The following is a 24,897-nucleotide window of genomic DNA, read 5'->3' on the forward strand; positions in this document are numbered from 1 at the left end:
CTGGCGTTGACTTTTGGCACGCTGTTGAGTTCTCAAGGAACGGACGCTTCCTTTGTACTCACCCTCTCGGGCTTTCCTCCGGGCGCTTCCCTTCGTTGGTTCCAACCTTACCAGATCCGTTTTCCAGTCCGTTTCCGGTCTGAATTCCGTTTCCGGCCCCCTGTTGGCGGGGCGTTTCGACTTTATCAGAATTTCTTCCGGCCGATTTCCATCGGCTTTCCGATTCCTGAAGGGAGTCGAGGCGCTTCGTTGTGTGATGTTCTCACTGACCGAAGCTGGTCAGATCCTAACCGTTGCAGTGGACTGGGTCCACCTCGTCGCAACCGTTCGAATCTACCTCCCCACGCATCCCGTGTCAACGGTCTTTGTGGGGCGAAGAGAACAGTACCAGGTTCAAGGGGTCCCGAAGGACGACGGCGGGGTCTCCAGGTCCTCGAGCTCCACGCCGGGGGCCGAGAGCACCACGTCGCCGGCGAGGTGCACCGCGTACTGCTCCCCCGTGTCCAGGGCGCTGACCTGGTACTCGTCCACTTCGAGCGGGCCGTTGTCAGTGTCGTGTGCTGTCCTGGCGACCAGGGCCCACGACTGGTCGACCGTAAGGGGGGCGAGGACCGGTGCGGTGAAGTGGACGAGGCGGATTCGTGTCGCTCCCTGGCCGGGGGACAGCCGGAGGAGGCGGGCGATGGCCACGTAGAAGGCGGGGGAAGCGCCGGTGAAGGCGTGGGCGCGGACGTTTCCTTCCGACGCGTGCTCGCCGGTGGGGTCGGTGCGGACCCAGGTGACGCCCTCGAGGGCGGCGCCGCGTACCTGCCAGTCGGCGCTCTGGAGCTGGAGACGGATGGGGCGGCCGAGGTCGTCGATGGCGAGGTCGACCGAGCCGGCGGGGGCGCCGGAGGGGTCGGTGATCTGGGAGACGTAGCGCCAGCCGGAGGGGCCGGGGGCGCAGTGGAAGCGCTCGTCGCCGAGGGGGGAGTGATCGTGGGGGTCGTAAAGGGAGTAGCGGCCGCGGGGCATGGTGGTGACGTCCTTGACGCGAACGGGACAGGCCCCCGCCCTGGGGGCGGGGGCCTGTTCTATCAGGTGCTCAGGCAGCTGCCGTGGATCCGGCTGCTGTCAGTAGCGGTAGTGGTCGGGCTTGTACGGGCCCTCGACCGGCACGCCGATGTACGACGCCTGCTCGGGGCGCAGCGTCGTGAGCTTCACGCCGAGGGCGTCAAGGTGGAGGCGGGCCACCTTCTCGTCCAGGAGCTTGGGCAGGACGTAGACGTCGGTCGGGTAGGACTCGGGCTTCGTGTAGAGCTCGATCTGGGCCAGGGTCTGGTCCGCGAAGGAGTTCGACATGACGAAGGACGGGTGACCGGTGGCGTTGCCCAGGTTGAGCAGGCGGCCCTCGGACAGCACGATGAGCACCTTGCCGTCGGGGAAGGTCCAGGTGTGGACCTGGGGCTTGACCTCGTCCTTGACGATGCCGGGGAGCTTCGCCAGGCCCGCCATGTCGATCTCGTTGTCGAAGTGGCCGATGTTGCCGACGATGGCCTGGTGCTTCATCTTGGCCATGTCGGCGGCCATGATGATGTCCTTGTTGCCCGTGGTGGTGACGAAGATGTCGGCGGTCTCGACGACCTCGTCCAGGGTGGTGACCTGGTAGCCGTCCATGGCCGCCTGGAGGGCGTTGATCGGGTCGATCTCGGTGACGATCACCCGGGCGCCCTGGCCACGGAGCGACTCCGCGCAGCCCTTGCCCACGTCGCCGTAGCCGCAGACGACGGCGACCTTGCCGCCGATCAGGACGTCGGTGGCGCGGTTGATGCCGTCGATGAGGGAGTGGCGGCAGCCGTACTTGTTGTCGAACTTCGACTTCGTCACCGCGTCGTTGACGTTGATCGCGGGGAAGAGCAGCGTGCCGGCCTGCTGCATCTCGTAGAGGCGGTGGACGCCGGTGGTGGTCTCCTCGGTGACACCGCGGATCTCGGACGCCAGCTGGGTCCACTTCTGCGGGTTCTCGGTCAGGGTGCGGTTGAGGAGCGTGAGGATCTGCGCGTACTCCTCGCTGTCCGCCGTCGCCGGGTCGGGGGCGGAGCCCGCCTTCTCGAACTCGACGCCCTTGTGGACCAGGAGGGTGGCGTCACCACCGTCGTCGAGGATCATGTTCGGGCCGCCGGTGGGGGTGTTCGGCCAGGTCAGCGCCTGCTCCGTGCACCACCAGTACTCCTCCAGCGTCTCGCCCTTCCAGGCGAAGACGGGGACGCCCCGCGGGTCCTCGGGGGTGCCCTCCGGGCCGACGGCGATGGCGGCGGCCGCGTGGTCCTGGGTGGAGAAGATGTTGCAGGACGCCCAGCGCACCTGTGCGCCCAGCGCCACGAGGGTCTCGATCAGCACCGCGGTCTGCACGGTCATGTGCAGCGAGCCGGTGATGCGGGCGCCGGCCAGCGGCTGCGTCTCCGCGTACTCCTTGCGGATCGCCATCAGGCCGGGCATCTCGTGCTCGGCGAGGGTGATCTCCTTACGACCGAAGGCCGCCAACGACAGGTCCGCGACCTTGAAATCCCGGCCGGTGGTGGTAGTCATACGGGCTGCTCCTCCTGTGGGGTGAGCGGGCGTTGGGTACGGCTGTGCACGCGGTCAAGCCCAGCGTGCGCGTGTGTCCGCCCACACTGGTCCCCTGGCCGCAGCGCAGTCCGTCGGAGGCCCTCTCTCCCTCGGCCGAGCCGCGTTCGCGGCCCGCCCGACCGCCATCAGCAGCGACGTCTGGCTCTGCCCCGAATCTACACCGGGGCACCGGAGGAGCCCCAGCCCCCTTTCGACAAGTTGAGGACTCGCCCCGGACCTCCTGTCCGTCGGTCTGTCCGTCGGTCCGTCAGGTGTTGCAGGATGCGAGCAGTGATGAGTGGTGAGGAGACCCCGTGACGCCATCAGCCGATCCGCCCGCCCCTGCGGCGGGGAGCGGACGACGGCTCAAATTGCTTGCCGTGACCGCCTGCCCGACGGGCATCGCGCACACCTATATGGCGGCGGAGAAGCTGCAGCAGGCTGCGGAGGCGCTCGGTCACGACATCAAGGTGGAGACCCAGGGCTCGATCGGTGCGGAGAACGTCCTGACCGACAACGATGTCAGTGAGGCCGACGGCGTCATCGTCGCGGCCGACAAGGACGTCGACCTCGGCCGGTTCGCCGGCAAGCGGGTGCTGTCCGTGGGGGTGGCCGAGGGCATCCACCGTCCCGAGCAGTTGATCGAGCGGGTACGGGACGCTCCGGTCCACGAGCCCGGTGGCGGGGCCGGTTCCGGTGCCGGGCCGGCGGTGGCCCGGGGCGGGGTGCCCGGTGGCGGCACGGGGCGCGGCGTCACGTACAAGGCGCTGATGAACGGCGTCTCGTACATGATTCCGTTCGTCGTCGTGGGCGGTCTGCTGATCGCGGTGTCGCTCGCGCTGGGCGGTCATCCCCAGGCGGACGGCGGGCTGGTGATCCCGGAGGGCTCGTTCTGGAAGCACGTCTTCGACATCGGGGACATCGGCTTCAAGCTGATGATCCCGATCCTGTCGGGCTACATCGCCTACGCGATCGCCGACCGTCCCGCGCTCGTACCCGGCATGATCGGGGGCTGGATCGCCAACACGGGCGCGCTGTACGACTCCGAGTCGGGCGCGGGCTTCATCGGGGCGATCGTGACGGGCTTCCTCGCCGGTTACCTCGTCCTGTGGATCAAGAAGGTGGAGGTGCCGAGGTTCGTCCGGCCGATCATGCCGGTCATCGTGATCCCGGTGCTGGCGACCTCGGCCGTCGGCCTGTTCTTCATCTACGTCCTCGGGCGCCCGATCTCCTGGGTCTTCGAGCACCTCACCACCTGGCTCGGCAGTCTGACCGGTACGAGCGCCGCCCTGCTCGGCGTCATTCTGGGCCTCATGATCGCGTTCGACATGGGCGGTCCGGTCAACAAGACGGCGTTCCTGTTCGGCGCGGGGCTGGTCTCCAAGAACCCGGAGGTCATGGGCATGTGTGCGGCGGCCATTCCGGTGCCGCCGCTCGGTCAGGGGCTGGCCACGCTGCTGCGGCGCGGGTTGTTCGACGAGCAGGAGCGGGAGACCGGGCTGGCGGCGCTGTTCATGGGTTTCTTCGGCATCACCGAGGGCGCGATCCCGTTCGCGGCGGCGCGGCCCGCACGGGTGATGCCGGCCAACATGCTGGGCGGCGCGGTGGCGGGTGCCATCGCGGGGCTCGCGGCGGTCACGGACAGCGTGCCGCACGGTGGGCCGATCGTGGCCGTGCTGGGGGCGGTGGGCGGGGTGCCGATGTTCTTGATCGCGGTGGCCGTGGGGACGGTGGTGACCGCGCTGACGACGGTCACCCTCATGGCTGTGGGCGGCTCGTCCACGACTGTGGGCGGCTCGTCCGCCGGGCGGGCGCCTGGGCAGCGGGCGGGTGCGGGTGCGGGTACCGTCGGGCCGGCGGCCGTGCCCCGGGGTACCGGTGGGACCGGGCCGGAGGGTCCGCCCGAGGTGCTCTCGGGTTACCTCACCGGGGCGACCGTGCGGCGGGAACTGGCCGCGCGCGACAAGGTGGCGGCGATCCGGGAGATGGCCGGACTGCTGGCGGCCGGCGGCAAGGTGACGGACGTCGACGCCCTCGTGGACGCGGTCCTGGCCCGCGAGGAGCTGGGGACGACCGGTCTCGGCGAGGAGATCGCGATCCCGCACGCGAAGACGGATGCCGTCACGGCACCGGTCGTGGGCTTCGCCCGGTCTGCCGAGGGCATCGAGTGGGGGGCGCTGGACGGTACGCCGGCGCGGCTCGTATTCATGATCGCGGTGCCGGTGGGGGCGGCGGGGGACGAGCACTTGCGGATTTTGGCGTTGTTGGCGCGGAAGTTGTTGGATGCGGGGTTTCGGGAGCGGTTGTTGGGGGCGGGGGGTGGGGATGCGGTGCTGCGGGTGCTGGCCGAGGTTCGGTAGGGGCGCCCAGCCAGGGGCGGGGCGGGGAGGGCCTTTTCCCCACCCCGCCCCTTCCCGTAACCGGGGCTCCGCCCCGGACCCCGGTCCTCAATCGCCGGACGGGCTGAGTGGTGCCCCCTCAGCGGCCGCCCGGGGTTGCCGTCGGGTCTTCGCCCGCGGCTGCGGCTTCCTCGTTGTAGATGTCCGGTTCCAGGTAGATCACCCTGGCGATCGGGACCGCCTCGCGGATGCGGGCCTCCGCGGCGTCGATCGCGCGGGCCACCTGGACCGCGGTGTCCTCGCCCCGGACTGCGATCTTGGCGGCGACCAGGAGTTCCTCGGGGCCCAGGTGCAGGGTGCGCATGTGGATGACAGCGGTGACCGACTCGCCGTCCACGGCCGCGGCGCGGATCTTGGCGACGTCCGCCGGGCCGGCGGCCTCGCCCAGCAGGAGGGACTTGGTCTCGGCGGCCAGGACCAGTGCGATCAGGACGAGCAGCGCGCCGATGCACAGCGTGCCGATGCCGTCCCAGACGCCGTCACCCGTGGCGAGCGTCAGGCTGACGCCGCCGAGGGCGAGGACGAGGCCGACGAGGGCGCCGAAGTCCTCCAGCAGCACCACGGGCAGTTCGGGCGCCTTGGCCGTACGGACGAAGGAGCTCCACGACTGGGTGCCCCGCAGCTCGTTCGACTCCTTGATGGCGGTCCGGAAGGAGAAGCTCTCCGCGATGACGGCGAAGACGAGCACGCCGACCGGCCAGTACCAGTTCTCCAGCTCGTGCGGATGCTGGATCTTCTCGTAGCCCTCGTAGAGCGCGAAGACGCCACCGATGGTGAAGAGCACGATGGAGACGAGGAAGCCGTAGATGTAGCGCTCACGGCCGTAGCCGAAGGGGTGTTCCTCGCTGGCCTTCTTCTGGGCCTTCTTGCCGCCGAGCAGCAGCAGTGCCTGGTTGCCGGAGTCGGCGACCGAGTGCACGCCCTCGGCGAGCATCGACGACGAGCCGCTGAACGCGAACGCGACGAACTTCGCGACCGCGATGGCCAGGTTGGCCCCCAGCGCGGCGACGATGGCCTTGGTTCCGCCTGATGCACTCATGGGTGCGGGATGTCCCTTCCGCCACAGCGGCTGCTTTGCTTTCCCTTTACGGGGTTACGGCCGGTCATTGTCGCAGCCGCCGCGCCGGAGCGCGCGTCAGGAGGCCACTGTGGCGCGGAAGACCGACCCCTCGCCGTCCAGCTCGGCCCGCTCCCCCGCCCGTACGAAGGCGGACTGGCCGCGCGCCAGGGTCAGTTCGGTGCCGTCCCCGCCCCGCAGCCGGGCGGTGCCGGCGGTGCACAGGAGGATCTGGGCGGTGCGGGCGTCGAGGGGGTGCGGCGGGGAGCCGGCGGCGAGCGCGTAGCGGGAGAGGCGGAACTCCGGGGCGGGCGTCGCGTACACCTCGGAGCCGTCGACGTCGGCCTCCGGGCGCAGGACGGCGGGGGTCGTCGCCTCGAAGCGGACGACGCGCAGCAGCTCGGGGACGTCGACGTGCTTGGGGGTCAGGCCGCAGCGCAGCACGTTGTCGGAGTTGGCCATGATCTCGATGCCCAGGCCCTCGAGGTAGGCGTGCGGGACCCCGGCCCCCAGGTAGAGGGCCTCGCCGGGCTGGAGGCGGATGTGGTTGAGGAGCATGGCGGCGATGACGCCGGGGTCGCCGGGGTAGTGCCGGGCGATGGAGGCATAGGCGGCGTACGCGGCGCGGTGCGGGCCGTCGCGGTCGGCGAGCCGGCCGGCGGCGGCCGCCGCCCGGTCGACCGTCTCGGCCATGGCGGTGCGCTCGGCGCTGAGCACGGCGGTGAGGACCTCGCGCAGGGCGGCGCTCTCGGGGTGGGCGTGCAGGAGGTCGACGTAAGGCTTGAGGGAGTCGACGTCGAGCGCGGCGAGGAGTTCGGCGGTGGCGTCGGGGGCGCGGAAGCCGCACAGTCCGTCGAAGGGCGTCAGGGCGCAGATGAGCTCGGGCTTGTGGCTCGCGTCCTTGTAGTTGCGGTGCGGGGCGTCGAGCCGGATGCCGCGGGCCTCTTCGTCGGCGAAGCCGGCGCGGGCCTGCTCGGGGTCGGGGTGGACCTGGAGGGAGAGCGGGTCGGCGGCGGCGAGGACCTTGAGCAGGAAGGGCAGCCGGGGGCCGAAGCGCCGCACGGCGTCGGCGCCGAGCTCGCCCTCGGGGTCGGCGGCGACGGCCTCGCCGAGCGGGAGCGGACCGGCGCCGCGGTCGATGCGGGAGGGGGCCGCGGGGTGGGCGCCCATCCACAGCTCGGCCTGGGGTTCGCCGGTGGGCGGGGTGCCGAGGAGCTCGGGGATCGCGGTGGTGGAGCCCCAGGCGTAGGGGCGCACGGTGTTGACGAGGCGGTCCATGGGGCGGTTCCTGACTGTTCGGCGCTGTGACGCGGCTCGGCTCGCTGCGTGGGCTCCGGTGTTCGCGGGTGCTTGCGGAGGTGTCTACGGGCTGGAGGCGAGCGCCAGGTAAACGGCGGCGAAGTCCGTGATGGCCAGGAGCTCGGCGGCGGTCTCCAGTGGGCTGCTGCCCTCGCTGGCCTCGAGCTCGCTGACGGGGGTGTCGCGGTGCAGGGCCAGTTCGCGGGCGGCGGGGGCGGGTGAGGTGACGGCCGGTTCGCGTTCGCGGACCAGGACGACCCGGGCGTGCAGGGCCTCGGGCTCCTCGACGCGGTCGCGGAAGAAGTCCTCGGGGTCGGCGCCGGCGGCGAAGGCCCCCGCGAGGAGGGTGCCGTGCGCGGTGAGCGCCTCGGGGAGTTCGGCGACGAGGGCGGGGGCGCCGGCGAGGGCGGCGAGGACCGTCGCGAAGCGGCGGCCGGCCGCGGCGGCGAGCTCGCCCTCGGTCCAGATCAGCGGCAGGGCGTCGGCCAGCTCGGCCGCCAGGGTCTTGGCGGGGTTGCTGTAGGTGGCGATGGCCGGTCCGCAGCGCTCGGCGATGCGGTCGAGGCGGTCGGCCAGCGATTCCAGGGCCGCGGGCGAGGCGCTGAGCATCCCGACGCGGTCGGCGAGGGCGAGCAGCGGGGTGACCAGGGACCAGAGCGTGCCGGGGCCGGTGGGCAGCACGGCGGCCCCGGCCGCCGCGCCCTCGGTCCCCTTGCCGCTCTTCCCCGCCTCGCCGGGCTCGCCGCCGGACATGGCGGCCTCGTACGGCATGGTGGTCAGCGGGATGGCCAGGCCGCGGGCCTGGACGGTGGCCTCGGCGAGCGGGGAGCCGGCCGGGGCGACGCAGACGACGGAGCAGCCGCGCCGGTAGGCCTGTTCCAGGAGCAGGGCGAGGCCCGGTTCCGTACCGTCCGGGCTGGCGACGAGCAGCAGGTCGAGGGGGCCGGTCCAGCCGGGGAGCGTCCAGCGCAGGGCCCCGGGGGCGGGGGCCACGCCTGCCGGGCGGATCAGGGTGACGGGGCAGGTGTCCCCGGCGAGCGCGGCGAGCAGGTCGGCGGTGGAGCCGCTCGCCGGGCCGGGGCCGGCGACCAGGACGGCGCGCGGGCGGCCGTCCGGTTCGAGGGCGCCGACGCCTGCCTCGGCGGCGTTGCGCGCGGCCGTGCGGACCCGGGCACCGGACTCGGCGGCGCCCCGGAGCAGGCCGTGGAGATCGGCGCGGGAGAGGCCGTCGGGGTTGTCGAGAAGGGACTCGTCGAACACCGTTGATCAGTCTCCGATCGCCGTGGGGTGCGGGTTAACCGGCCGGCAGCAGGGCGGGACGGGCGGTTCAGGCGGGGCGGCGGGCCTCGTCCACGAGCAGGACGGGGATGCCGTCGCGGATGGGGTAGGCCAGGCCGCAGCTCTGGCTCTCGCACACCAGCTCGGGGGTCTCCTCGGTGGCGCTCTCCTCGCGGAGGGAGGTGTGGCAGGCCGGGCAGGCGAGGATCTCCAGGAGGCCGGCTTCGAGCGGCATGGGGTTTCCCTTCGGGGATGTGCGGTTCTGTGGGGCCAGCGTAAGCCCTCGGGGGTGTCCGGCGGTTCTTTCCCGGCCCTGCCCCGCTGTCTGTCCTCGGCATGGAGGATCAGGCCGGAGGGTCAGGCCGGGGATCGGGCCCGGACGGGACGACCGGGCCCAAACGGGCGGACGTGGACGATCAGGCGCGGACGATCGCCAGTACCTCGTCGCGCACGCGCGCGACCGTGGCGGCGTCCCGGGCCTCCACGTTCAGGCGCAGCAGCGGCTCGGTGTTGGAGGCGCGCAGGTTGAACCACCAGTCGGCGGTGGTGACGGTCAGGCCGTCGAGGTCGTCCAGCTGGGCGCCCTCGAGGCCCTCGTAGGCGGCCTTGACGGCGGCGGCGCGGCCGATCTGGTCGGCGACGGTGGAGTTGATCTCGCCGGAGGCGGCGTAGCGGTCGTACTGGCGCACCAGCTCGGAGAGCGGTCCGCCCTGGCCGCCGAGCGCCGCGAGGACGTGGAGGGCGGCGAGCATGCCGGTGTCGGCGTTCCAGAAGTCGCGGAAGTAGTAGTGCGCGGAGTGCTCGCCGCCGAAGATCGCGCCGCTGCGGGCCATCTCCTGCTTGATGAAGGAGTGCCCCACGCGGGTGCGGACGGCGGTGCCGCCCTGCTCCTTGACGACCTCGGGCACCGACCACGACGTGATCAGGTTGTGGATGACGGTGGCGCCGGGGGACTTGGCCAGCTCGCGGGCGGCGACCAGCGCGGTGATCGCGGACGGCGGGACGGGCTCGCCGCGCTCGTCCACCACGAAGCAGCGGTCGGCGTCGCCGTCGAAGGCGAGGCCGATGTCCGCGCCGGTCTCGCGGACCTTGGCCTGCAGGTCGACGATGTTCTTGGGGTCGAGCGGGTTGGCCTCGTGGTTGGGGAACGTGCCGTCCAGCTCGAAGTACATGGGGACGAGGTCGAGGGGCAGCCCGTCGAAGACGGTGGGGACGGTGTGGCCGCCCATGCCGTTGCCCGCGTCGACGACGACCTTCAGGGGCCGGATCCGGGTGAGGTCGACCAGGGAGCGCAGGTGCGCGGCGTAGTCCGCGAGGACGTCCTGCTGAGTGATCCGGCCCGGTGCGGCGGCGGGTTCGGGCGCGCCGGCCTCCAGCCACTGCTCCACGAGGGTGCGGATGTCGGCGAGTCCGGTGTCCTGGCCGACCGGGGCGGCGCCCGCGCGGCACAGCTTGATGCCGTTGTACTGCGCGGGGTTGTGGCTGGCCGTGAACATGGCGCCGGGCAGGTCGAGCCGGCCGCTGGCGAAGTAGAGCTGGTCGGTGGAGCACAGACCGATCTCGGTGACGTCCACGCCGCGGGCGGCGGCGCCGCGTGCGAAGGCGCGGGAGAGCTCCGGCGAGGAGGGGCGCATGTCGTGGCCGACCACGATCGCGCTCGCTCCGGTCACCTGGACGAAGGCGGCGCCGAACAGCTCGGCCAGGGCGGCGTCCCACTGGTCGGGCACCACGCCGCGCACGTCGTACGCCTTCACGATCTGCGACAGATCAGCCACAGCCAACCCCTCCTGGAGTCCGGTTCGGGACAACAAACCTACCTGCCGGGAGTGGGGGTCCGGATGCCGCACGGGGTCCGGACGGAGTACGGGCCGTCAGGAGCGGGGGCGTGGAAGGGGTACGGCCCGTCAGGAGTCCGGCGAGCGCAGCACCCTGAGGTGGCCTCGGCGGGCGACCTCCATCGGGTCGGCGCTCCGGCCGGTGGGGGCGATCGTGCCCGGCGCGGTGCCCGGTCCCGCGGCGCGCTCCTGGGGGCGGGCCGCTTCGCGCACGGCGTTGGCGAGGGCTTCGAGGTCGTCACCGCTGGGGCGGGCGGGGCCGCTGTCGACGGCGAGACGGACGACGTCCCAGCCGCGCGGTGCGGTCAGGCGCTCGGAGTGCTCGGCGCACAGGTCGTAGCAGTGGGGTTCGGCGTAGGTGGCGAGCGGGCCGAGGACGGCGGTCGAATCGGCGTAGACGTACGTCAGCGTCGCGACGGCCGGGCGGCCGCACGCGGTGCGCGAACAGCGACGTACAGGGCTCACGAGGTGGGACGGTACCGCACTCTTGAGCGGGCCGCGACGACTCACCCCCGGCTCACTCCTCCGTGTCGTCCCGGTTCGTCCGGTGGACACCATTTGTCGAACGGCCTGGTCGACCTGGCCGGGCCCCGGCGGGCAAGGCCTCCGACGGCAAAGAAAACTGTCACCACCAGGCACTCATAGTGTCATTCGGCAGGAGAACGCCGGTCGGGGAGCTGACTGTAATTGATCGCATAGCTGGCCGGAACGCTCATCATGCGACATGCCCTGAGATGGGCCGCTACCGCGTGCGTACGGCCGGGCGGCGGATACCCTCGGGGGTGATGGACAGCCCCGTACCTCCCCATTCCGACGCCGGGGGTGCCTCCGGCCCGACCGGGCCGCGACCGCGCCACCGCGACCGCCACGGACGCGGCATGCGCGGCCCCATCGCGCCCCCTCAGGTGCCGCTGTCGGTCACCCGGGCCGAGGCCTTCGTCGACCTGGTCCAGGACTCGGCGGAGCGGCTGGAGCGGCGCTGGCCGCAGCTGGCGGCCGTCGACTTCGCGGTCCGCGAGGTGCCGCTCCCCGACGCCGGGACGGGGACGGTCGACCCCCTGGACGCCCTGCTCGACGGCGAGAGCGTGCCGCTCGGCCGGTACGTGGCCGCGCACGGCGACGAGCCGGACCGGATCGTCGTCTACCGCCGTCCGGTGGAGATCCGGACCAAGACCCGCGACGAGCGGGCCCTGCTGGTCCACGAGGTCGTGGTGGAGCAGGTCGCCGAGCTGCTGGGGCTCGCGCCCGAATCGGTGGACCCGCGCTACGGGCAGGACTGAGCCGGCCGACCGTCAGTCGTTCAGCATCGACAGGTCCTGCTCCGTCTCCGGCACCGCCACCGTCGAACGGTCGTCCGGAACGGGCTGGATTGTGAACATCGGGACGCCGTCCTTGGGCAGCGCGAGCATCCGCGAGGCGTGGACCGGCCCGCCGGAGATCTTCTCCACCGTCAGCGCGTACGAGCCCTTGCCGCCGCCCGGCTGGGGCGGCTCCACGGCCAGCGTGGTGCCGGCCTTGACGGTGTAGGTCCGGCTGACCGCGGTGCCGCCCTCGCTGCCCGCCGACGCGACCACCTTCACCTGGGCGTCCTTGCCGGGGGCGACCAGGGACAGCGTGCTGCCCTTGGCGCGGTTGTCGGCGACCGTGCCGCGCTCGAGGACGGGGGCCGTGGCGGGGATGAACGCCGTCTCCTGCTTGTCGTCCTTGCCGCGCGTCACGCGCAGCGCCGCCACGACCGGCGCGCTGCCGCGCTCCGCGGTCAGCAGCAGCGAACCCGCCTCGCCCTTGGTGATGTCCCCCAGGTCGACCGCCGCGGTCGTCCCGCTCCTGATGTGCAGCGATTCATGGCCGGCCGGGGTGATGGAACCGCCCGGCCCCGCGAGCCGCAGCTTCACGTCCGCGTCGTCCGTGCCCGGTGCGAAGGCGACGAGCCGTACGGACGTGGCGTCGGCCGGAATGCCGGGCAGCACGACGTTCGGTGACACGTCGGCGGACGCCGGCAGCCAGTCGCCGCCGAGCTTCTCGTCGGACGCCTGCACCGCGGCCCCCACCCGGCCGGAGCGGGCCGCCACGTGCAGGGTGAGGTTCTCGTCCGCCACGTCCGTGAGGGTGGACAACAGAACGGGGACGGTGGAGCGCGGCGGGATGTTGACGCCGTCCCCCGTGGGGGACTTGATCCTGCCGTCCTTGCCGTACAGCTCGAGGTCGACGACGGCCGCCGCGCCGTCGGGGTTGGTCAGGTGGACGTAGTCCTGGCGGCCCTTGGCGGTGCTCGCGCCGGGGAACCAGAAGGACGTGTCGGGGGCCGCGCACACCACACCGTGCAGCCCGCGCCCGCTGCCCGCGGCGACGGTCGTGGTCTGCTGCGCGGTCCAGCCCGGGGCGAGCGGCCCGTCGGCGGTGCCGATGAGGGCGGGGGCGTCGGAGCGGCTCGTGGAGGCGGTGACGGGCTTGCCGGGCTCCTTGAGGGAGAGGACGGGCTTGTCCGGATCGTCCTTCTTGGCGTCGGCCGCTTCGGCCTTCTTGCCGTCCTTCCCGCCGTCCTTCTTGGGCTCGTCCTTCCGGGCGGCCGCCCGTGCCGGGCCCGCCGCGGGCAGCAGGTCCGCCGCGGAGGCGCGGGCCGCGGCCGCCTTGCCCGGCGGGGTGAAGGCGGTGTACGCCGTGTCGCCCACCTCCGAGGAGGTGGGCGCCGGGCACAGCAGCGTGGAGCGCTGGACGGGCATCCGGGCGGCGGTCGTCTTCGCGCCGCTCCGGTCGTCGTCCGAGGGCGGGTTGAGCGCGGCGACGCCGGTGACGACGGCGAGCGACGCCGTGACGGCGAACAGGGACAGGGTGGTGCGCTTCACTGCTGGTCGCTCCCGCCGCGGTAGGGCTGCTGCTGTCCATAGCCGTACGGGTCGTACGCGCCGTCCGCGTAGGGGTCCGCCGGGTGGTGACCGGGCAGGCCGGGGTAGGAGGCCTGCTGGGGGTACGAGCCGTCGTGGCCGGCGCCGTAGCCGGCCTCGCCGCCCTCTTGATACGGCTGTTGCTCTCCGTAGCCGCCGTAGCCCTGGTCCCACTCGGCGTACTGCTGCTGGTGCGGCACGGCGGCGTAGGGGTCGGCGTCGGCTGCGGCCGGTTGCTCGTACGGGACGTACGGGTCGGCGGGAGCGGGCTCCGGCGCGGACTGCTGCGGCACCACGGCCGCTGTGCCCGCTGCGCCCGCTGTGCCCGCGCCCTCCGCGGCCGCGCGCAGCCTGCGCGCCCGGCGGCCCTCCGTGGGCCCGGCCTGCGCCGGCACGGGGGCCGCCGCCGCCACCTCGGCGCCGGACTCCGGCAGGTCGTCGTCGACCTTCCGGCGGCGGCCCGGCAGCGCGAGGACCACCAGGACGACGGCGAGCAGCCCCTGCGTCCACAGCCACGCGGTACGGGCGCCGGAGGTCTCGTAGGTCAGGGAGAGCTTGCCGCCCCCGGCCGGCAGCCGGAAGCCCTGGGCCCAGCCGTCGACGGTGACGCGTTCGAGGGCACGCCCGTCGAGCGTGGCGTGCCAGCCGGGCGCGGCCTTGTCGGCGATCCGCAGCACGCGGTCGCCGGAGCCGGCCGGAAGAGTGGTGTGCGCCGTGACGCGGCCGGCGGCCACGGGTACGGGCGCGGCCCGCCGGCTGCCGTCCGCCTGAGGCTTCCCGCTGACGATCGTGACGCGGGCGACCTGCCGGTCCACCCGCCACAGCGCGCTGTGGTCCTCCTGGCTGAGCCGCGTCAGGCCGGGGGTCGCGTCCAGGACGCGGGCCGTTTGGCCGGGCGCGCTGTCGCGGACGAGCACATAGCCGACGGCGTAGTCGGCGAGGCGGCCCGCCTGGTCGGCGCCGGAGCCCGCGACGAGGTGGGCGACCACGGCGCCGAGCCTCTCGTCGCGCCCGGCGGCGGCCGCCGGTTCGGCGTCGCCCAGGCGCGCGCCCGAGCCGCGTACGAGCGTGTACGTCACGCGGCCGTCGGCGCCGCCCAGCATCAGGGTGCGGGCCTGGTCGCGGGTGCTCGCCTCCTCGGCGACGAACGCCGGGACCTGCACGGGGTCGCGCCGCTCCAGCGGGCCGGCCGCGCCGCCGGCCATCCAGACGACGGCGGCGACGAGCGGGGCGGCGCCGGCGGTGAGGGCGATGAGGCCGGCGACGGGCTGCCGCCAGCCGAAGCTCTGCGCCGCGACGCGCTCGCGGGCGCCCTCGGCCCCGACGACGGCCGCCGCGATCAGGGCGAGGCCGTAGAGGAGGGTGGCGGGCCCCGCCCAGGCGGAGCCGCCCGCCACCGCCGCGCACAGCAGCGCGGCCAGCGCGGTGGCCCAGGCGGTCCGGACGGCGAGCACGCGGTCGGCGCGCAGCAGGGCGGCCAGCGCGGCCAGGACCACTCCGGCCAGCAGCAGGGCGCCGGAGGTCTTGGGGCCGCCGGGGTCGGCCACCAGCAGCTGCAGCGCGGAGGCGTCCGGGTGCCCGTACTCCAGCCCGGCCTCGGTCAGGAAGCGGGCGGGGTCGGTGAACAGCCCCAGCGACCAGGGCGCGAGGACCAGCACCGGGGTGGCGGCCATCGCGAGCAGGCGCGGGCCGTGCAGGGTCGCCTGGGCCGCGCCGCCGCGCACGCAGTGCAGGACGAGCGCGCCGAGCCCCAGCAGCAGCGCGAGGGGCCATACCACCGGCGTGAACGCGGTCGTGACGGTCAGCAGCAGCGCACAGGCCCAGGCGGCCCGCCAGGTGGGCCGGGCGCCGGGGACGCGCAGGCCCGTCGCCGCGACAGCCGTGCGGGCCAGGAGCGGCAGCAGCACCGCCAGGACGGCGGTGCCCAGCCGGCCCGTGGCCAGCGCGCCGGTGGCGGCCGGCAGGAAGGCGTAGGCGACGGCCGCCCACGCCCGCAGCAGCCGGGAGTGGATCAACGGGCGGGAGGCGAAGTAGGCGGTCAGGCCGGCCAGCGGAACGGAGCAGACCAGCAGCAGCGTGAGCGTGAAGCCGGTGGACCCCAGGAAGAGCGTCGTGAGCCCCGCGAGGACGGCCAGGTACGGGGGCGCGCCGTCGGTGCTGCCCGCGCCGACCGGGTGCCAGCCGTCGGTGTAGGCCGCCCACAGGGCCGAGGCCTGGTCGGGTACGGGCAGCAGGGCGCCGCCGGAGAGCGCGCCGCCGCCGAGCAGACCGCGGCAGGCGACGGCGGAGACGAGCAGCAGCAGGGCGAAGAGGACGGGCGCGGGTTTGCGGGCGACGCGTCTGAGGCGGGCGAACTGCTCGACCTCCAGATAGTCCGCGTCGTCCCCGCCGGGGCCGGACTCGACGGCGCCGTGGCGTCCGGCGGCCGGGAGCCCGTCGTCGCCGCGGCCGCCGAAATCGCTCGCGAGCTGCTCGACGGTGGCGCGGACGGTCGCGCCGGGCGGCGGGAAGAGCGGGCGCAGGTCGCCCGGCGCGGTACGGGGCTCGCCGCGCCGCTTGCGCGCCGCGCGGATGCGCCCGGGGCGCAGCAGCACTCCGGCGAACCCGGCGAGTTCGTCGAGCGCCTGGCCGGGTGCCTTGCCCACGAGGTAGCCGAGGGTGCGCAGCAGGGTGCTCAGGACGAGCCGGAGCATGACGTACGGCAGGAGCGCGCCGCGCGTGTTGGCCAGGAGGGTGTAGACGGCTCCGGCCTTGTCGACGCGGTGCGGGTTGACGGCGTGGCGGCCGACGCAGTCGACGGGGCGGCGCTCGCGGGCGGCGGCCTCGGCGTGGCGCAGGACGGCCTCGGGGGCGACGAGCACGCGGTGGCCGGCGGCGTGGGCGCGCCAGCACAGGTCGACGTCGTCGCGCATGAGGGGCAGGCGGGCGTCGAAGCCGCCGAGCTCGTCCCACACGTCGCGGCGGATGAGCATGCCGGCGGTGGAGACGGCCAGCACGGTCCGTACCTGGTCGTGCTGGCCCTGGTCCTGTTCGCGGCGCTCCAGGCCGGTCCAGCGGCGGCCGCTGCGGGCGATGGAGACGCCGGTCTCCAGCAGCTGTCTGCGGTCGTACCAGCTGCGGAGCTTGGGTCCGATGACGGCGGCGTCCGGCTCGGCGTCGGCCACGCGCAGCAGTTCGTGCAGGGCGCCCGGCTCGGGTGCGCAGTCGTCGTGGAGCAGCCACAGCCACTGCACGGGTTCGAGGTCGGCGCCGTGGGCGTCCTCGGTCCAGGTGCGCCCGACCGGGTCCCAGCCGCTGGAGCGCCGCAGGTACGGCAGCTCGTCGGCGCCCTGTACGGGGGCCGTGCGCACCGCCTCGGCGACGGCCGCGCCGAAGCCGGAGCGGCGGGCGAGGTGCAGGACGTGGCCGGCGCCGAGGGCGTCGGCCAGCAGTCGCCGGGAGTCGTCGGCGCTGCCGGTGTCGGCGGCGACGGCGTGCTGGACGGGCCGTTCCTGGCCGAGCAGGCCGGAGAGGGCGTCGGGCAGCCAGCGGGCGCCGTCGTGGGCGACGAGCACGGCGGTGACGACGTGACGGGGGAACGCCGGGGGAATGGTGGGGTCGAACATGGCAGGTGCGGGCCCCGGTTCAGTGGAGACTGCAGTGGACGTGTGAGCGCCCGCGCGGGGCGTCGGTACGTCTCGGACGGGCCCCCACACTAGTGGCTGCGAACACAGCGGTCCGCCTCTCGCTTGCGGGGTGCGAGAGGCGGACCGTGCGGTATGAATCGTGCTGCGGGAGTGGCTGGAGCCGACGGCCCCTCAGTCCCCTGGACCGGTCCTCGACAAGACATCTCGTCAGATCATGACGCCGGTCTCAGACCGCGGCCTTCTTGAGGCGGCGGCGTTCACGCTCGGACAAACCGCCCCAGATCCCGAAGCGTTCGTCGTTTGCAAGGGCATATTCCAGGCATTCGGAACGAACTTCACAGGCGAGGCAGACCTTCTTCGCCTCACGTGTGGATCCACCCTTTTCGGGAAAGAAGGACTCGGGGTCGGTCTGAGCGCACAACGCGCGCTCCTGCCAGCCGAGCTCCTCGTCCGCCTCCTCGACCAGCAGTTGCTGGAACAGCTCGGTCATGTGCGCCCCTCGTCTGTCATTGCGTCCCCGTGTGCTGCCGCGCGTCAGATGCGGCAGAACGACACGAGTGAAATTACAAGTGCGCCGATCCGGGGCAGTCAAGCCGGGATCTGCTATTGGGCCCCTTATTCACTCTGCGGAACCAAGGCTGAGCGGAAAGTTGCCAAACCGCCACAAGAGTGGACACTTCTCCCACTCGCCACAAGCGCCTCGCCCTTCCCGCTCACAGGAGAGGACGCGACGTACGGCGGAGCCGTTGCAGTGGGCTGGATCATCCCCGCCCACACAGGGACAGAACGATGTTTACGACTCCACTCGCCGCCCCACTGTCCGCACACTCCGTAACGCAAACCTTTTGTCCCACTCAGTAACCGGACGAGTGAGAATTTGCCACCAAAAGGGACACTCGGTTGACACAGGCCCATCGAGCCGGTCTTCTTGTTCGCATGCCAGCGACCTCGCTTCCCCTGGCCTCTGCCATGGGGACTCTCAGCCTGACCCGTGCCTACGGGTCCCGCTGTGCTGTCCAGGCGCGCTGTCGCTGTTCCAGCTGTTGATGCCGCGACGCTTCCGCTCCAGCTGATCCCTCCGCCCCTCCGGGGCCGCTTCCGGTTCTGCCGATACCGCCGGGCCCGTGCCCGCTCCGGTACGGACGTACCCCTTTCCGCTCGCGCTCCCGCTCGTCACGGCTCCCGCCCGCCCCGTGCCGCCGCCCGCATACCGCCGAGGAACCCACTCACATGAACAGCGACGTCCAGATCGCCGGCGACCCGCTCGCCGTCCCGCACCTGATGCCGCCGCCCGCCGCCCACCCCGCCACCGTCGCCGAGTTCGCCGGCCTGGCCCGCTCCCTGGCCGCCGACACCGCCTCCTGGGCCCCGCTCGTGCGCTACGACGCCGCCAGCCGCTGGTACCACCGGCTACGCACCGGCCCCGGCTACGAGGTCTGGCTGCTGAGCTGGGTGCCCGGGCAGGGCAGCGGGCTGCACGACCACGGCCGCTCCTCCGGCGTGCTGACCGTGCTGCGCGGCGAGCTGACCGAGCACTCCGGCGACGACCGGCGCGCACGCCGCGCCCTGGGCGCCGGCGCACAGCGCGTCTTCGCGCCGGGCTACGTCCACGAGATCGTCAACGACTCGCTCGAGCCCGCCGTGAGCCTGCACGTCTACTTCCCCGGGCTGACCGAGATGCCCATGCACCGGGCGGACGCGCACTGCGGCGCCCTCGCCAGGACTTCCGCCGGCACCGCCGTCGACAGCTCGCGTTAGCCGGGCCCTTCGCCAGGCCCATCTGCTGATCCGGGGCTCGCTGCTGACAGACTGCAGGCATGCAGCGCATTGTGGTTCTGGCCGGCGGGATCGGGGGCGCCCGCTTCCTCCGTGGCCTCAAGTCAGCAGTCCCCGACGCGGAGATCACCGTCATCGGCAACACCGGTGACGACATCCACCTGTTCGGGCTCAAGGTCTGTCCCGACCTCGACACCGTGATGTACACCCTCGGCGGCGGCATCCACGAGGAGCAGGGCTGGGGGCGGGCCGGCGAGACCTTCGCCGTCAAGGACGAGCTCGCCGCCTACGGCGTGGGGCCCGCGTGGTTCGGGCTCGGCGACCGCGACTTCGCCACGCACATCGTGCGGACCCAGATGCTCGGCGCGGGCTATCCGCTCAGCGCCGTCACCGAGGCGCTGTGCGCGCGGTGGGAGCCGGGGGTGCGGTTGCTGCCCATGAGTGACGATCGCGTCGAGACGCATGTTCTCGTCGATGATCCAGAGGGTACGGACGGTGCGCGCAAGGCCGTGCACTTCCAGGAGTACTGGGTGCGGATGCGGGCCTCGTCGCCCGCCCACGCGATCATTCCGGTCGGGGCCGAGCAGGCCAAGCCGGCGCCGGGCGTGCTCGAGGCCGTCGCCGAGGCCGATGTCATTCTCTTCCCGCCGTCCAATCCCGTCGTCAGCGTCGGCACCATCCTGGGCGTGCCGGGCATCCGGGAGGCCGTCGCGGACGCCGCGGCCCCCGTCGTCGGACTCTCCCCCATCGTCGGCGGCTCGCCGGTGCGGGGCATGGCCGACAAGGTGCTCGCCGCCGTCGGCGTCGAGTCCACGGCCGCCGCCGTCGCACGGCACTACGGCTCCGGGCTGCTCGACGGGTGGCTGGTCGACTCCGTCGACGCGGACGCCGTGGCCGAGGTCGAGGAAGCCGGGATCCGGTGCCGGGCCGTGCCTCTGATGATGACCGACGTCGAGGCGACGGCCGCCATGGCCCGCGAGGCGCTGGCGCTCGCCGAGGAGGTACGGGCGTGAGCGCGGCTCCCGAGTACCGGGTCTGGGCCCTGCCCGGCATCCCCGAGGTGCGCCCCGGGGACGACCTGGTGAAGCTCATCGCCGGTGCCGCCCTGGGCGAGGGGCTGCCCGGGCTCGCCGACGGCGACGTCCTCGTCGTCACCTCGAAGATCCTCAGCAAGGCCGAGGGCCGGATCCTCGCCGCCGAGGACCGCGAGGCCGCGATCGACGCCGAGACCGTACGGCTGGTGGCCCGGCGCGGCACGCTGCGCGTCGTGGAGAACCGGCTGGGGCTCGTGATGGCCGCCGCCGGGGTGGACGCGTCCAACACCCGCGCCGGGACGGTTCTGCTGCTGCCCGAGGATCCCGACGCCTCGGCCCGGCGGATCCGCGACGGTCTGCGGGACACCTTGCGGGTGGACGTGGGCGTCGTCATCACCGACACCGCCGGCCGGCCCTGGCGCAAGGGCGTGACGGACTTCGCGATCGGCGCGGCGGGCGTACGGGTCGCCGACGACCTGCGCGGTGGCGTGGACGCGTACGGCAATCCGCTGGTCGCGACGGTGGTGGCGACGGTCGACGAGCTCGCCGCCGCCGGTGACCTGGTCAAGGGCAAGGCCGGGGGCCTGCCGGTGGCCGTGGTGCGGGGACTGCCGCATGTGGTCACCGAAGCCGGCGAACAGGCCGACGAACAGGGTGCGCGCTGGCTGGTGCGGCCCGCCGTCGACGACATGTTCCGGCTGGGCACCTCGGAGGCCGTGAAGGAGGCGGTGTCGCTGCGGCGCACCGTCCGGGAGTTCACCGACGATCCCGTCGATCCGGGGGCGGTGCGGCGGGCCGTGGCCGCCGCCGTGACGGCGCCGGCGCCGCATCACACGACGCCGTGGCGGTTCGTGCTGCTCGAGACCGAGGCGGCGCGGACGGAGCTGCTGGACGCCATGCGGGACGCGTGGATCGCGGACCTGCGGGCGGACGGGCGCTCGGAGGAGAGCATCGCCAAGCGGGTGCGGCGGGGCGATGTGCTGCGGAAGGCGCCGTATCTGGTGGTGCCGTGCCTGGTGATGGACGGGGCGCACACGTACCCCGACGCGCGGCGGTCGGCGGCGGAGCGGGAGATGTTCGTGGTGGCGGCGGGGGCCGCCGTGCAGAACTTCCTGGTGGCGCTGGCCGGTGAGCGGCTGGGGTCGGCGTGGGTCTCCTCGACGATGTTCTGCCGCTCGGTGGTGCGGAAGGTTCTGGCGCTGCCTGAGGGGTGGGATCCGATGGGTGCCATCGCTGTGGGGCGGCCCGCCGCCCCTGCGCCGGAGCGGGCCCCTCGGGATGCTTCGGGGTTCCTCGTGGTGCGGTAGCCCCCCGCCGTCGTGGGGCGGGGGCGGGGCGGGACGGGTTTACATGTGGCTGAAGTCCCGTACCGAGAAGCGCGGCGCGCGTCGGGGCAGGGTCACCCCACTCAGCAGAATCAGCCGGCACGCCCGATGCCTCTGCCCCTCGTACGGCGCCAACAACTCGAGCATCGCCTCGTCATCCGCCCCGCGGAACCCGGTCAGGGCGTAGCCGACGATCCTCGGCAGATGCAGGTCGCCCACGGTGACCGCGTCCGGAGAGCCGTGGGTGCGCTGCAGGGTCTCCGCCGCCGTCCAGGGGCCGATCCCGGGAATCAGCTGGAGGCGGGCCGACGCCTGGGGCTCGTCCATCGTCGCCGTCTCCTCCAGGCGCGCCGCCGCCCGGGCGGCCCGGACGATCGTCGCCGAGCGCTTGGTGTCCACGCCGGCCTTGTGCCACTCCCAGGAGGGGATCAAGGCCCAGGCCCGGGGGTCCGGCATCACGCGCAGGCCCTCGGGGGCCGGGCCGGGGGCCGGTTCGCCGTGGCGCTGCAGGAGGCGGCGCCAGGCGCGGTACGCCTCGTCGCTGGTGACCTTCTGCTCGAGGATCGAGGGGATCAGCGACTCCAGGACCAGGCCGGTGCGCGCCAGCCGCAGGCCCGGGTTGCGGCGGTGCGCCTCGTGGAGCAGGCGGTGGCGGGGGGTGAAGGCCGCCGGGACGTCCGACGCGCCGAGGAGGGTGGGCAGGTGCTCCAGGAACCAGTCCGCGCCCGGGCCCCACGCCTCGGCGTGGACCTCGCCGTCGCGGGCCGTCAGGCGCAGGGTGCCGGGGCCCTCGGGCGTGCGCGAGGCGCGCCAGAGGGAGCCGTCCGGTGTCGTGCGGTAGGCCGGGTCGCCGGGGCCGCGGGCCAGGACGCACAGGGTGCGGTCCAGGTCGTACGGGCCGCCGCCGGGCGGTACCCAGGTGCGGGTGGCCATCCGGCCAGGGTACGGCGTTCTACTGGTCCGACGAGAAGCGGATCGCGCCCTGCGGGATGCGGGCGTCGCACCAGATGCGGGCGCCCGCGCGCAGTTCGTTGTCGGCGCCGATGTGGGCGTTGTCGCCGATGACCGCGCCGTCCAGGACCGTACGGGCCCCGATGCGGGCGCCGGCGCCGACGAGGGAGTCGCGGACGTGGGCCCCGGCCTCGATCACCGCGCCGTCCAGGACCGTGCTGCCGTCGATGCGCGCGCCCGGCTCGACGCGGGCTCCCGCGCCGATGACCGTGCCGCCCATGAGCTTGGCGTCGGGGGCCACCTCGGCGCCGTCGAGGACCAGCCGGTCGCCGCAGCGGCCCGGGACCGCCGGGGACGGGGCGCGGCCCTGGACCAGGTCGGCGGAGCCGCGCACGAAGGCCTGCGGGGTGCCGAGGTCCAGCCAGTACGTGGAGTCGACCATGCCCTGGAGGTGGGCGCCGGCCGCCAGGAGGCCGGGGAACGTCTCGCGTTCCACGGAGACCGGGCGGTCCGCGGGGATGGTGTCGATCACCGAGCGGTTGAAGACGTACGCGCCCGCGTTGATCTGGTCGGTGACGATCTCCTCGGGCGTCTGGGGCTTCTCCAGGAAGGCCTGCACCTTGCCCGTCGCGTCCGTGGGGACCAGGCCGAAGGCCCTGGGGTCCTCGACCCGGGTCAGGTGGAGGGAGACGTCCGCGTTGCTGGTGCGGTGCGTGTCCACCAGCGCTTCGATGTCCAGGCCCGTGAGGATGTCGCCGTTGAAGATCAGGACCGGGTCGTCCGGGGCGGAGTGCAGGCGCGAGGCCACGTTGCGGATGGCGCCGCCGGTGCCCAGGGGTTCCACCTCGGTCACGTATTCGATGTGCAGGCCGAGCGCCGAGCCGTCGCCGAAGTACGGCTCGAAGACCTCGGCCAGGTAGGACGTGGCGAGCACGATGTGCTCGACCCCGGCGGCGCGGGCGCGCGCGAGCTGGTGGGTGAGGAACGGGACGCCCGCCGCCGGAACCATGGGCTTGGGCGTGTGCACCGTCAGCGGGCGCAGCCGGGTTCCCTTGCCGCCGACCAGGAGGATCGCTTCTGTCACCTGTCGTCTCTGCTTCCTGCTGGGGCCGGGCCGTGATCGGCGGCCAGTGTATGCAGAACGTGAGGCTCCGCTGCGCCCGGTCAGCGGCCCTGGAGCCGGGCCGCCGTGGCGCGGGCGGCGCCGAGCCGGTTGTAGAGGCGGTCACCGGGGCATTCGGTGGCGTAGCCGTCGCGGTGCCCGGAGATGACCTTGAGCCTGACCGAGGTGCCCTTCTTGTAGAGGTTTCCGCCACCGGAGACCAGGCCCGCGGTGCCGAGCGGGTTGACGTCGTAGAGGCCGAGCTTCCATGCGGTCAGGCGGGCCACGGCGTTCACCACGGCGGCCGGCGGGTTGCTCCTCCCGAACGATCCGAGTACGGCGATGCCCATGCTGTTGGTGTTGAAACCGAGAGTATGGGCACCTCTGACGGGTTTCGCCACACCGCCTGCCCGGCCCTCGTACACCGTGCCGCATTTGTCGATGAGGAAGTTGTACCCGATGTCCCGCCAGCCGCTGCTCACCACGTGGTAGCGGTAGATACCGCGAATGACGGAGGCGGACTGCGCACAGCTGTAGCCGTTGCCGGAGGCCGTGTGGTGGACGAAAGCGGCGCGCACGGTCCTGGTGTACGGAAAGCCCCGCTCGCGGATCGATTCGTCGGCGCCCCAGCCGGCCCGCGTGACGATCCGCGGGCGCGGGCCGACGTGGTGGGCGACGGCGGGGTCGGCGTTGTCCGCGAGGGTCTCGCCGGTGTCGGGCGACGTCTCCGGGGAGGCCGCCGGGGTGACCTCGGGCGACGCCTCGGGGGAGGACTCCGTGGTCTCGTTCTCGGCGTCCTCCTCGGGGTCCGTGTCGTCGTGGCCGTCCGCCGCCACCCGGCCGTCGGAGGCGCTCTTGGGGTCCACGCGCGTGGCCTCGACGTCCTTCTCCGACTCCGTCTTGCCCGCCGCCGGGATCTCGAGCGCCCCCAGCGGCGCCAGCGGGTGGTTGACGGCCGAGCTCGCCGTCTCCTCCTCGGAGGGCGCCGGCGCGTGCCGGCGCGCCGGCCGCTTCCGGTCGCGGGGCGAGGGGTCCTTGCCGGGGTCGACCAGCTCGACGCGCAGTCCGGAGGGCAGGGCCTGCTTGTCGGAGGTCCGGCCGGTGGTCGCCTCGGGTCTGACCCGGACCTGGACGGCGTCGGAGGCGCCCACCCACAGGGGGGCGGTGGAGCCGCGCAGGCTGCGGCGGCGGGCCTCGGGCGAGTCGAGGTCGGGGCGGTCGTCGTCGTGCGTCTGGATGTCCTGCCAGCCCGACCAGGCCGTGGTGCCCGCCGCGCGCGTGCGCACCTGCGCCCGGCCGTGCAGCTCGGTGGTGGCGTCGTCCCAGACGATGCCGACCAGCGAGAAGGGCGCGACCTCGCGGGGCGGCAACCCCTGCGCCCCGCCGCGCCGTACGTGCCCGGCCGCGCGACGCGTGGGGCCGAGCGGCAGGAGACGCAGCGAGTCCGTGGCGCCCGGCACGGCGGCCGGGCGCGCCCCGGCGGCGCGCGGGGTGGCGGAAGCGGAAGCTGAGGCTCCGTCGGGACCGCCGGACGAGGCTCCGGAGGGGGCGGCCAGAAACGCCAGGGGCAGCGCGGCGGCGCAGACGGCGACGGTCGAGGAGACAAGAATTCCACGCATGCCTGAAATCCTGGGCATAACCAGACAAATATGTCCATTCACATACTGACGGCGAGTCGGCCCCAGGGGCCCCGGAAGCCCGCCGCGCGGCTGACCGCCGCCGCCCCCGCCGCGTACCCTGA

The 24,897-nt window shown here is 73.3% G+C and carries 19 protein-coding genes; 5 read left to right on the forward strand and 14 right to left on the reverse strand.

Going from position 1 to position 24,897, the window contains the following annotated elements; all coding sequences use genetic code 11:
• Nucleotides 1-393: 393 nt before the first annotated feature.
• Nucleotides 394-1,014, reverse strand: coding sequence for a hypothetical protein (locus ACIGXW_RS25310; protein ID WP_071964553.1), 621 nt, complete (start codon nucleotides 1,012-1,014; stop codon nucleotides 394-396).
• Nucleotides 1,015-1,113: 99 nt separating this feature from the next.
• Nucleotides 1,114-2,568 carry an adenosylhomocysteinase gene (gene ahcY / locus ACIGXW_RS25315; RefSeq protein ID WP_399575130.1) on the reverse strand — a complete coding sequence of 485 codons (1,455 nt, stop codon included), beginning with the start codon at nucleotides 2,566-2,568 and terminating at the stop codon, nucleotides 1,114-1,116.
• A 335-nt stretch (nucleotides 2,569-2,903) separates the two neighbouring features.
• On the opposite strand from ahcY, the gene ACIGXW_RS25320 reads away from it, so the two are divergent.
• Entirely contained in the window at nucleotides 2,904-4,949 is a 2,046-nt protein-coding gene (locus ACIGXW_RS25320) for a fructose-specific PTS transporter subunit EIIC (RefSeq protein WP_399575131.1), read from the forward strand.
• 118 nt (nucleotides 4,950-5,067) lie between these two features.
• On the opposite strand, the gene ACIGXW_RS25325 is transcribed toward ACIGXW_RS25320, so the two are convergent.
• From ACIGXW_RS25325 to ACIGXW_RS25350, 6 genes are all read right to left on the reverse strand, one after another.
• The gene (locus ACIGXW_RS25325; RefSeq protein WP_399575132.1) at nucleotides 5,068-6,027 is read right to left on the reverse strand and encodes a cation diffusion facilitator family transporter; all 960 of its coding nucleotides are present in this window, start codon (nucleotides 6,025-6,027) and stop codon (nucleotides 5,068-5,070) included.
• Between the two features lie 96 nt (nucleotides 6,028-6,123).
• Nucleotides 6,124-7,323 carry a mannose-6-phosphate isomerase, class I gene (gene manA / locus ACIGXW_RS25330; protein WP_399575133.1) on the reverse strand — a complete coding sequence of 400 codons (1,200 nt, stop codon included), beginning with the start codon at nucleotides 7,321-7,323 and terminating at the stop codon, nucleotides 6,124-6,126.
• Nucleotides 7,324-7,407: 84 nt separating this feature from the next.
• Nucleotides 7,408-8,604: an SIS domain-containing protein gene (locus tag ACIGXW_RS25335; protein ID WP_399575134.1), complete on the reverse strand. Its 1,197-nt coding sequence runs from the start codon at nucleotides 8,602-8,604 to the stop codon at nucleotides 7,408-7,410.
• Nucleotides 8,605-8,671: 67 nt separating this feature from the next.
• A complete protein-coding gene (locus ACIGXW_RS25340; RefSeq protein ID WP_360917214.1) occupies nucleotides 8,672-8,857 on the reverse strand; it encodes a Trm112 family protein in 186 nt (61 codons plus the stop codon).
• A gap of 181 nt (nucleotides 8,858-9,038) precedes the next feature.
• Nucleotides 9,039-10,397 (reverse strand): phosphomannomutase/phosphoglucomutase, encoded by a 1,359-nt coding sequence (locus ACIGXW_RS25345; protein WP_399575135.1) that lies wholly within the window; start codon nucleotides 10,395-10,397, stop codon nucleotides 9,039-9,041.
• 129 nt (nucleotides 10,398-10,526) lie between these two features.
• Nucleotides 10,527-11,015, reverse strand: a complete 489-nt coding sequence (locus tag ACIGXW_RS25350; RefSeq protein WP_399575136.1) for a DUF3499 domain-containing protein — start codon at nucleotides 11,013-11,015, stop codon at nucleotides 10,527-10,529.
• A gap of 227 nt (nucleotides 11,016-11,242) precedes the next feature.
• Between ACIGXW_RS25350 and ACIGXW_RS25355 the strand changes: the two genes are divergently transcribed.
• A complete protein-coding gene (locus ACIGXW_RS25355) occupies nucleotides 11,243-11,737 on the forward strand; it encodes a metallopeptidase family protein (protein ID WP_399575137.1) in 495 nt (164 codons plus the stop codon).
• Between the two features lie 12 nt (nucleotides 11,738-11,749).
• On the opposite strand, the gene ACIGXW_RS25360 is transcribed toward ACIGXW_RS25355, so the two are convergent.
• From ACIGXW_RS25360 to ACIGXW_RS25370, 3 genes are all read right to left on the reverse strand, one after another.
• Nucleotides 11,750-13,303: a DUF5719 family protein gene (locus ACIGXW_RS25360; RefSeq protein WP_399575138.1), complete on the reverse strand. Its 1,554-nt coding sequence runs from the start codon at nucleotides 13,301-13,303 to the stop codon at nucleotides 11,750-11,752.
• Complete coding sequence (locus ACIGXW_RS25365) at nucleotides 13,300-16,947, reverse strand: glycosyltransferase (RefSeq protein WP_399575139.1); 3,648 nt, start codon at nucleotides 16,945-16,947, stop codon at nucleotides 13,300-13,302. The genes ACIGXW_RS25360 and ACIGXW_RS25365 overlap by 4 nt, the downstream gene beginning before the upstream one ends.
• A gap of 247 nt (nucleotides 16,948-17,194) precedes the next feature.
• Nucleotides 17,195-17,458 (reverse strand): WhiB family transcriptional regulator, encoded by a 264-nt coding sequence (locus ACIGXW_RS25370; protein WP_004952403.1) that lies wholly within the window; start codon nucleotides 17,456-17,458, stop codon nucleotides 17,195-17,197.
• A 740-nt stretch (nucleotides 17,459-18,198) separates the two neighbouring features.
• Here ACIGXW_RS25370 and ACIGXW_RS25375 point away from each other — a divergent pair.
• Genes ACIGXW_RS25375 through ACIGXW_RS25385 form a run of 3 tightly spaced genes read left to right on the forward strand, consistent with a single transcriptional unit; the run spans nucleotide 18,199 to nucleotide 21,085 of the window.
• On the forward strand, nucleotides 18,199-18,726 hold the full coding sequence (locus ACIGXW_RS25375; RefSeq protein ID WP_071964819.1) for a cysteine dioxygenase family protein: 528 nt from the start codon (nucleotides 18,199-18,201) through the stop codon (nucleotides 18,724-18,726).
• A gap of 59 nt (nucleotides 18,727-18,785) precedes the next feature.
• Complete coding sequence (gene cofD / locus ACIGXW_RS25380; RefSeq protein WP_071964820.1) at nucleotides 18,786-19,757, forward strand: 2-phospho-L-lactate transferase; 972 nt, start codon at nucleotides 18,786-18,788, stop codon at nucleotides 19,755-19,757.
• On the forward strand, nucleotides 19,754-21,085 hold the full coding sequence (locus ACIGXW_RS25385) for a coenzyme F420-0:L-glutamate ligase (RefSeq protein WP_399575140.1): 1,332 nt from the start codon (nucleotides 19,754-19,756) through the stop codon (nucleotides 21,083-21,085). Before cofD ends, ACIGXW_RS25385 begins: the two co-directional genes overlap by 4 nt.
• A gap of 39 nt (nucleotides 21,086-21,124) precedes the next feature.
• On the opposite strand, the gene ACIGXW_RS25390 is transcribed toward ACIGXW_RS25385, so the two are convergent.
• From ACIGXW_RS25390 to ACIGXW_RS25400, 3 genes are all read right to left on the reverse strand, one after another.
• A complete protein-coding gene (locus tag ACIGXW_RS25390) occupies nucleotides 21,125-22,036 on the reverse strand; it encodes a DNA-3-methyladenine glycosylase family protein (RefSeq protein ID WP_399575141.1) in 912 nt (303 codons plus the stop codon).
• Between the two features lie 19 nt (nucleotides 22,037-22,055).
• A complete protein-coding gene (locus ACIGXW_RS25395; RefSeq protein WP_399575142.1) occupies nucleotides 22,056-23,138 on the reverse strand; it encodes a sugar phosphate nucleotidyltransferase in 1,083 nt (360 codons plus the stop codon).
• An 80-nt stretch (nucleotides 23,139-23,218) separates the two neighbouring features.
• The gene (locus ACIGXW_RS25400) at nucleotides 23,219-24,775 is read right to left on the reverse strand and encodes an N-acetylmuramoyl-L-alanine amidase (protein WP_399575143.1); all 1,557 of its coding nucleotides are present in this window, start codon (nucleotides 24,773-24,775) and stop codon (nucleotides 23,219-23,221) included.
• Nucleotides 24,776-24,897: the final 122 nt, after the last annotated feature.

It is taken from the genome of Streptomyces sp. NPDC053079, assembly GCF_044546695.1.
Taxonomy (GTDB): domain Bacteria; phylum Actinomycetota; class Actinomycetes; order Streptomycetales; family Streptomycetaceae; genus Streptomyces.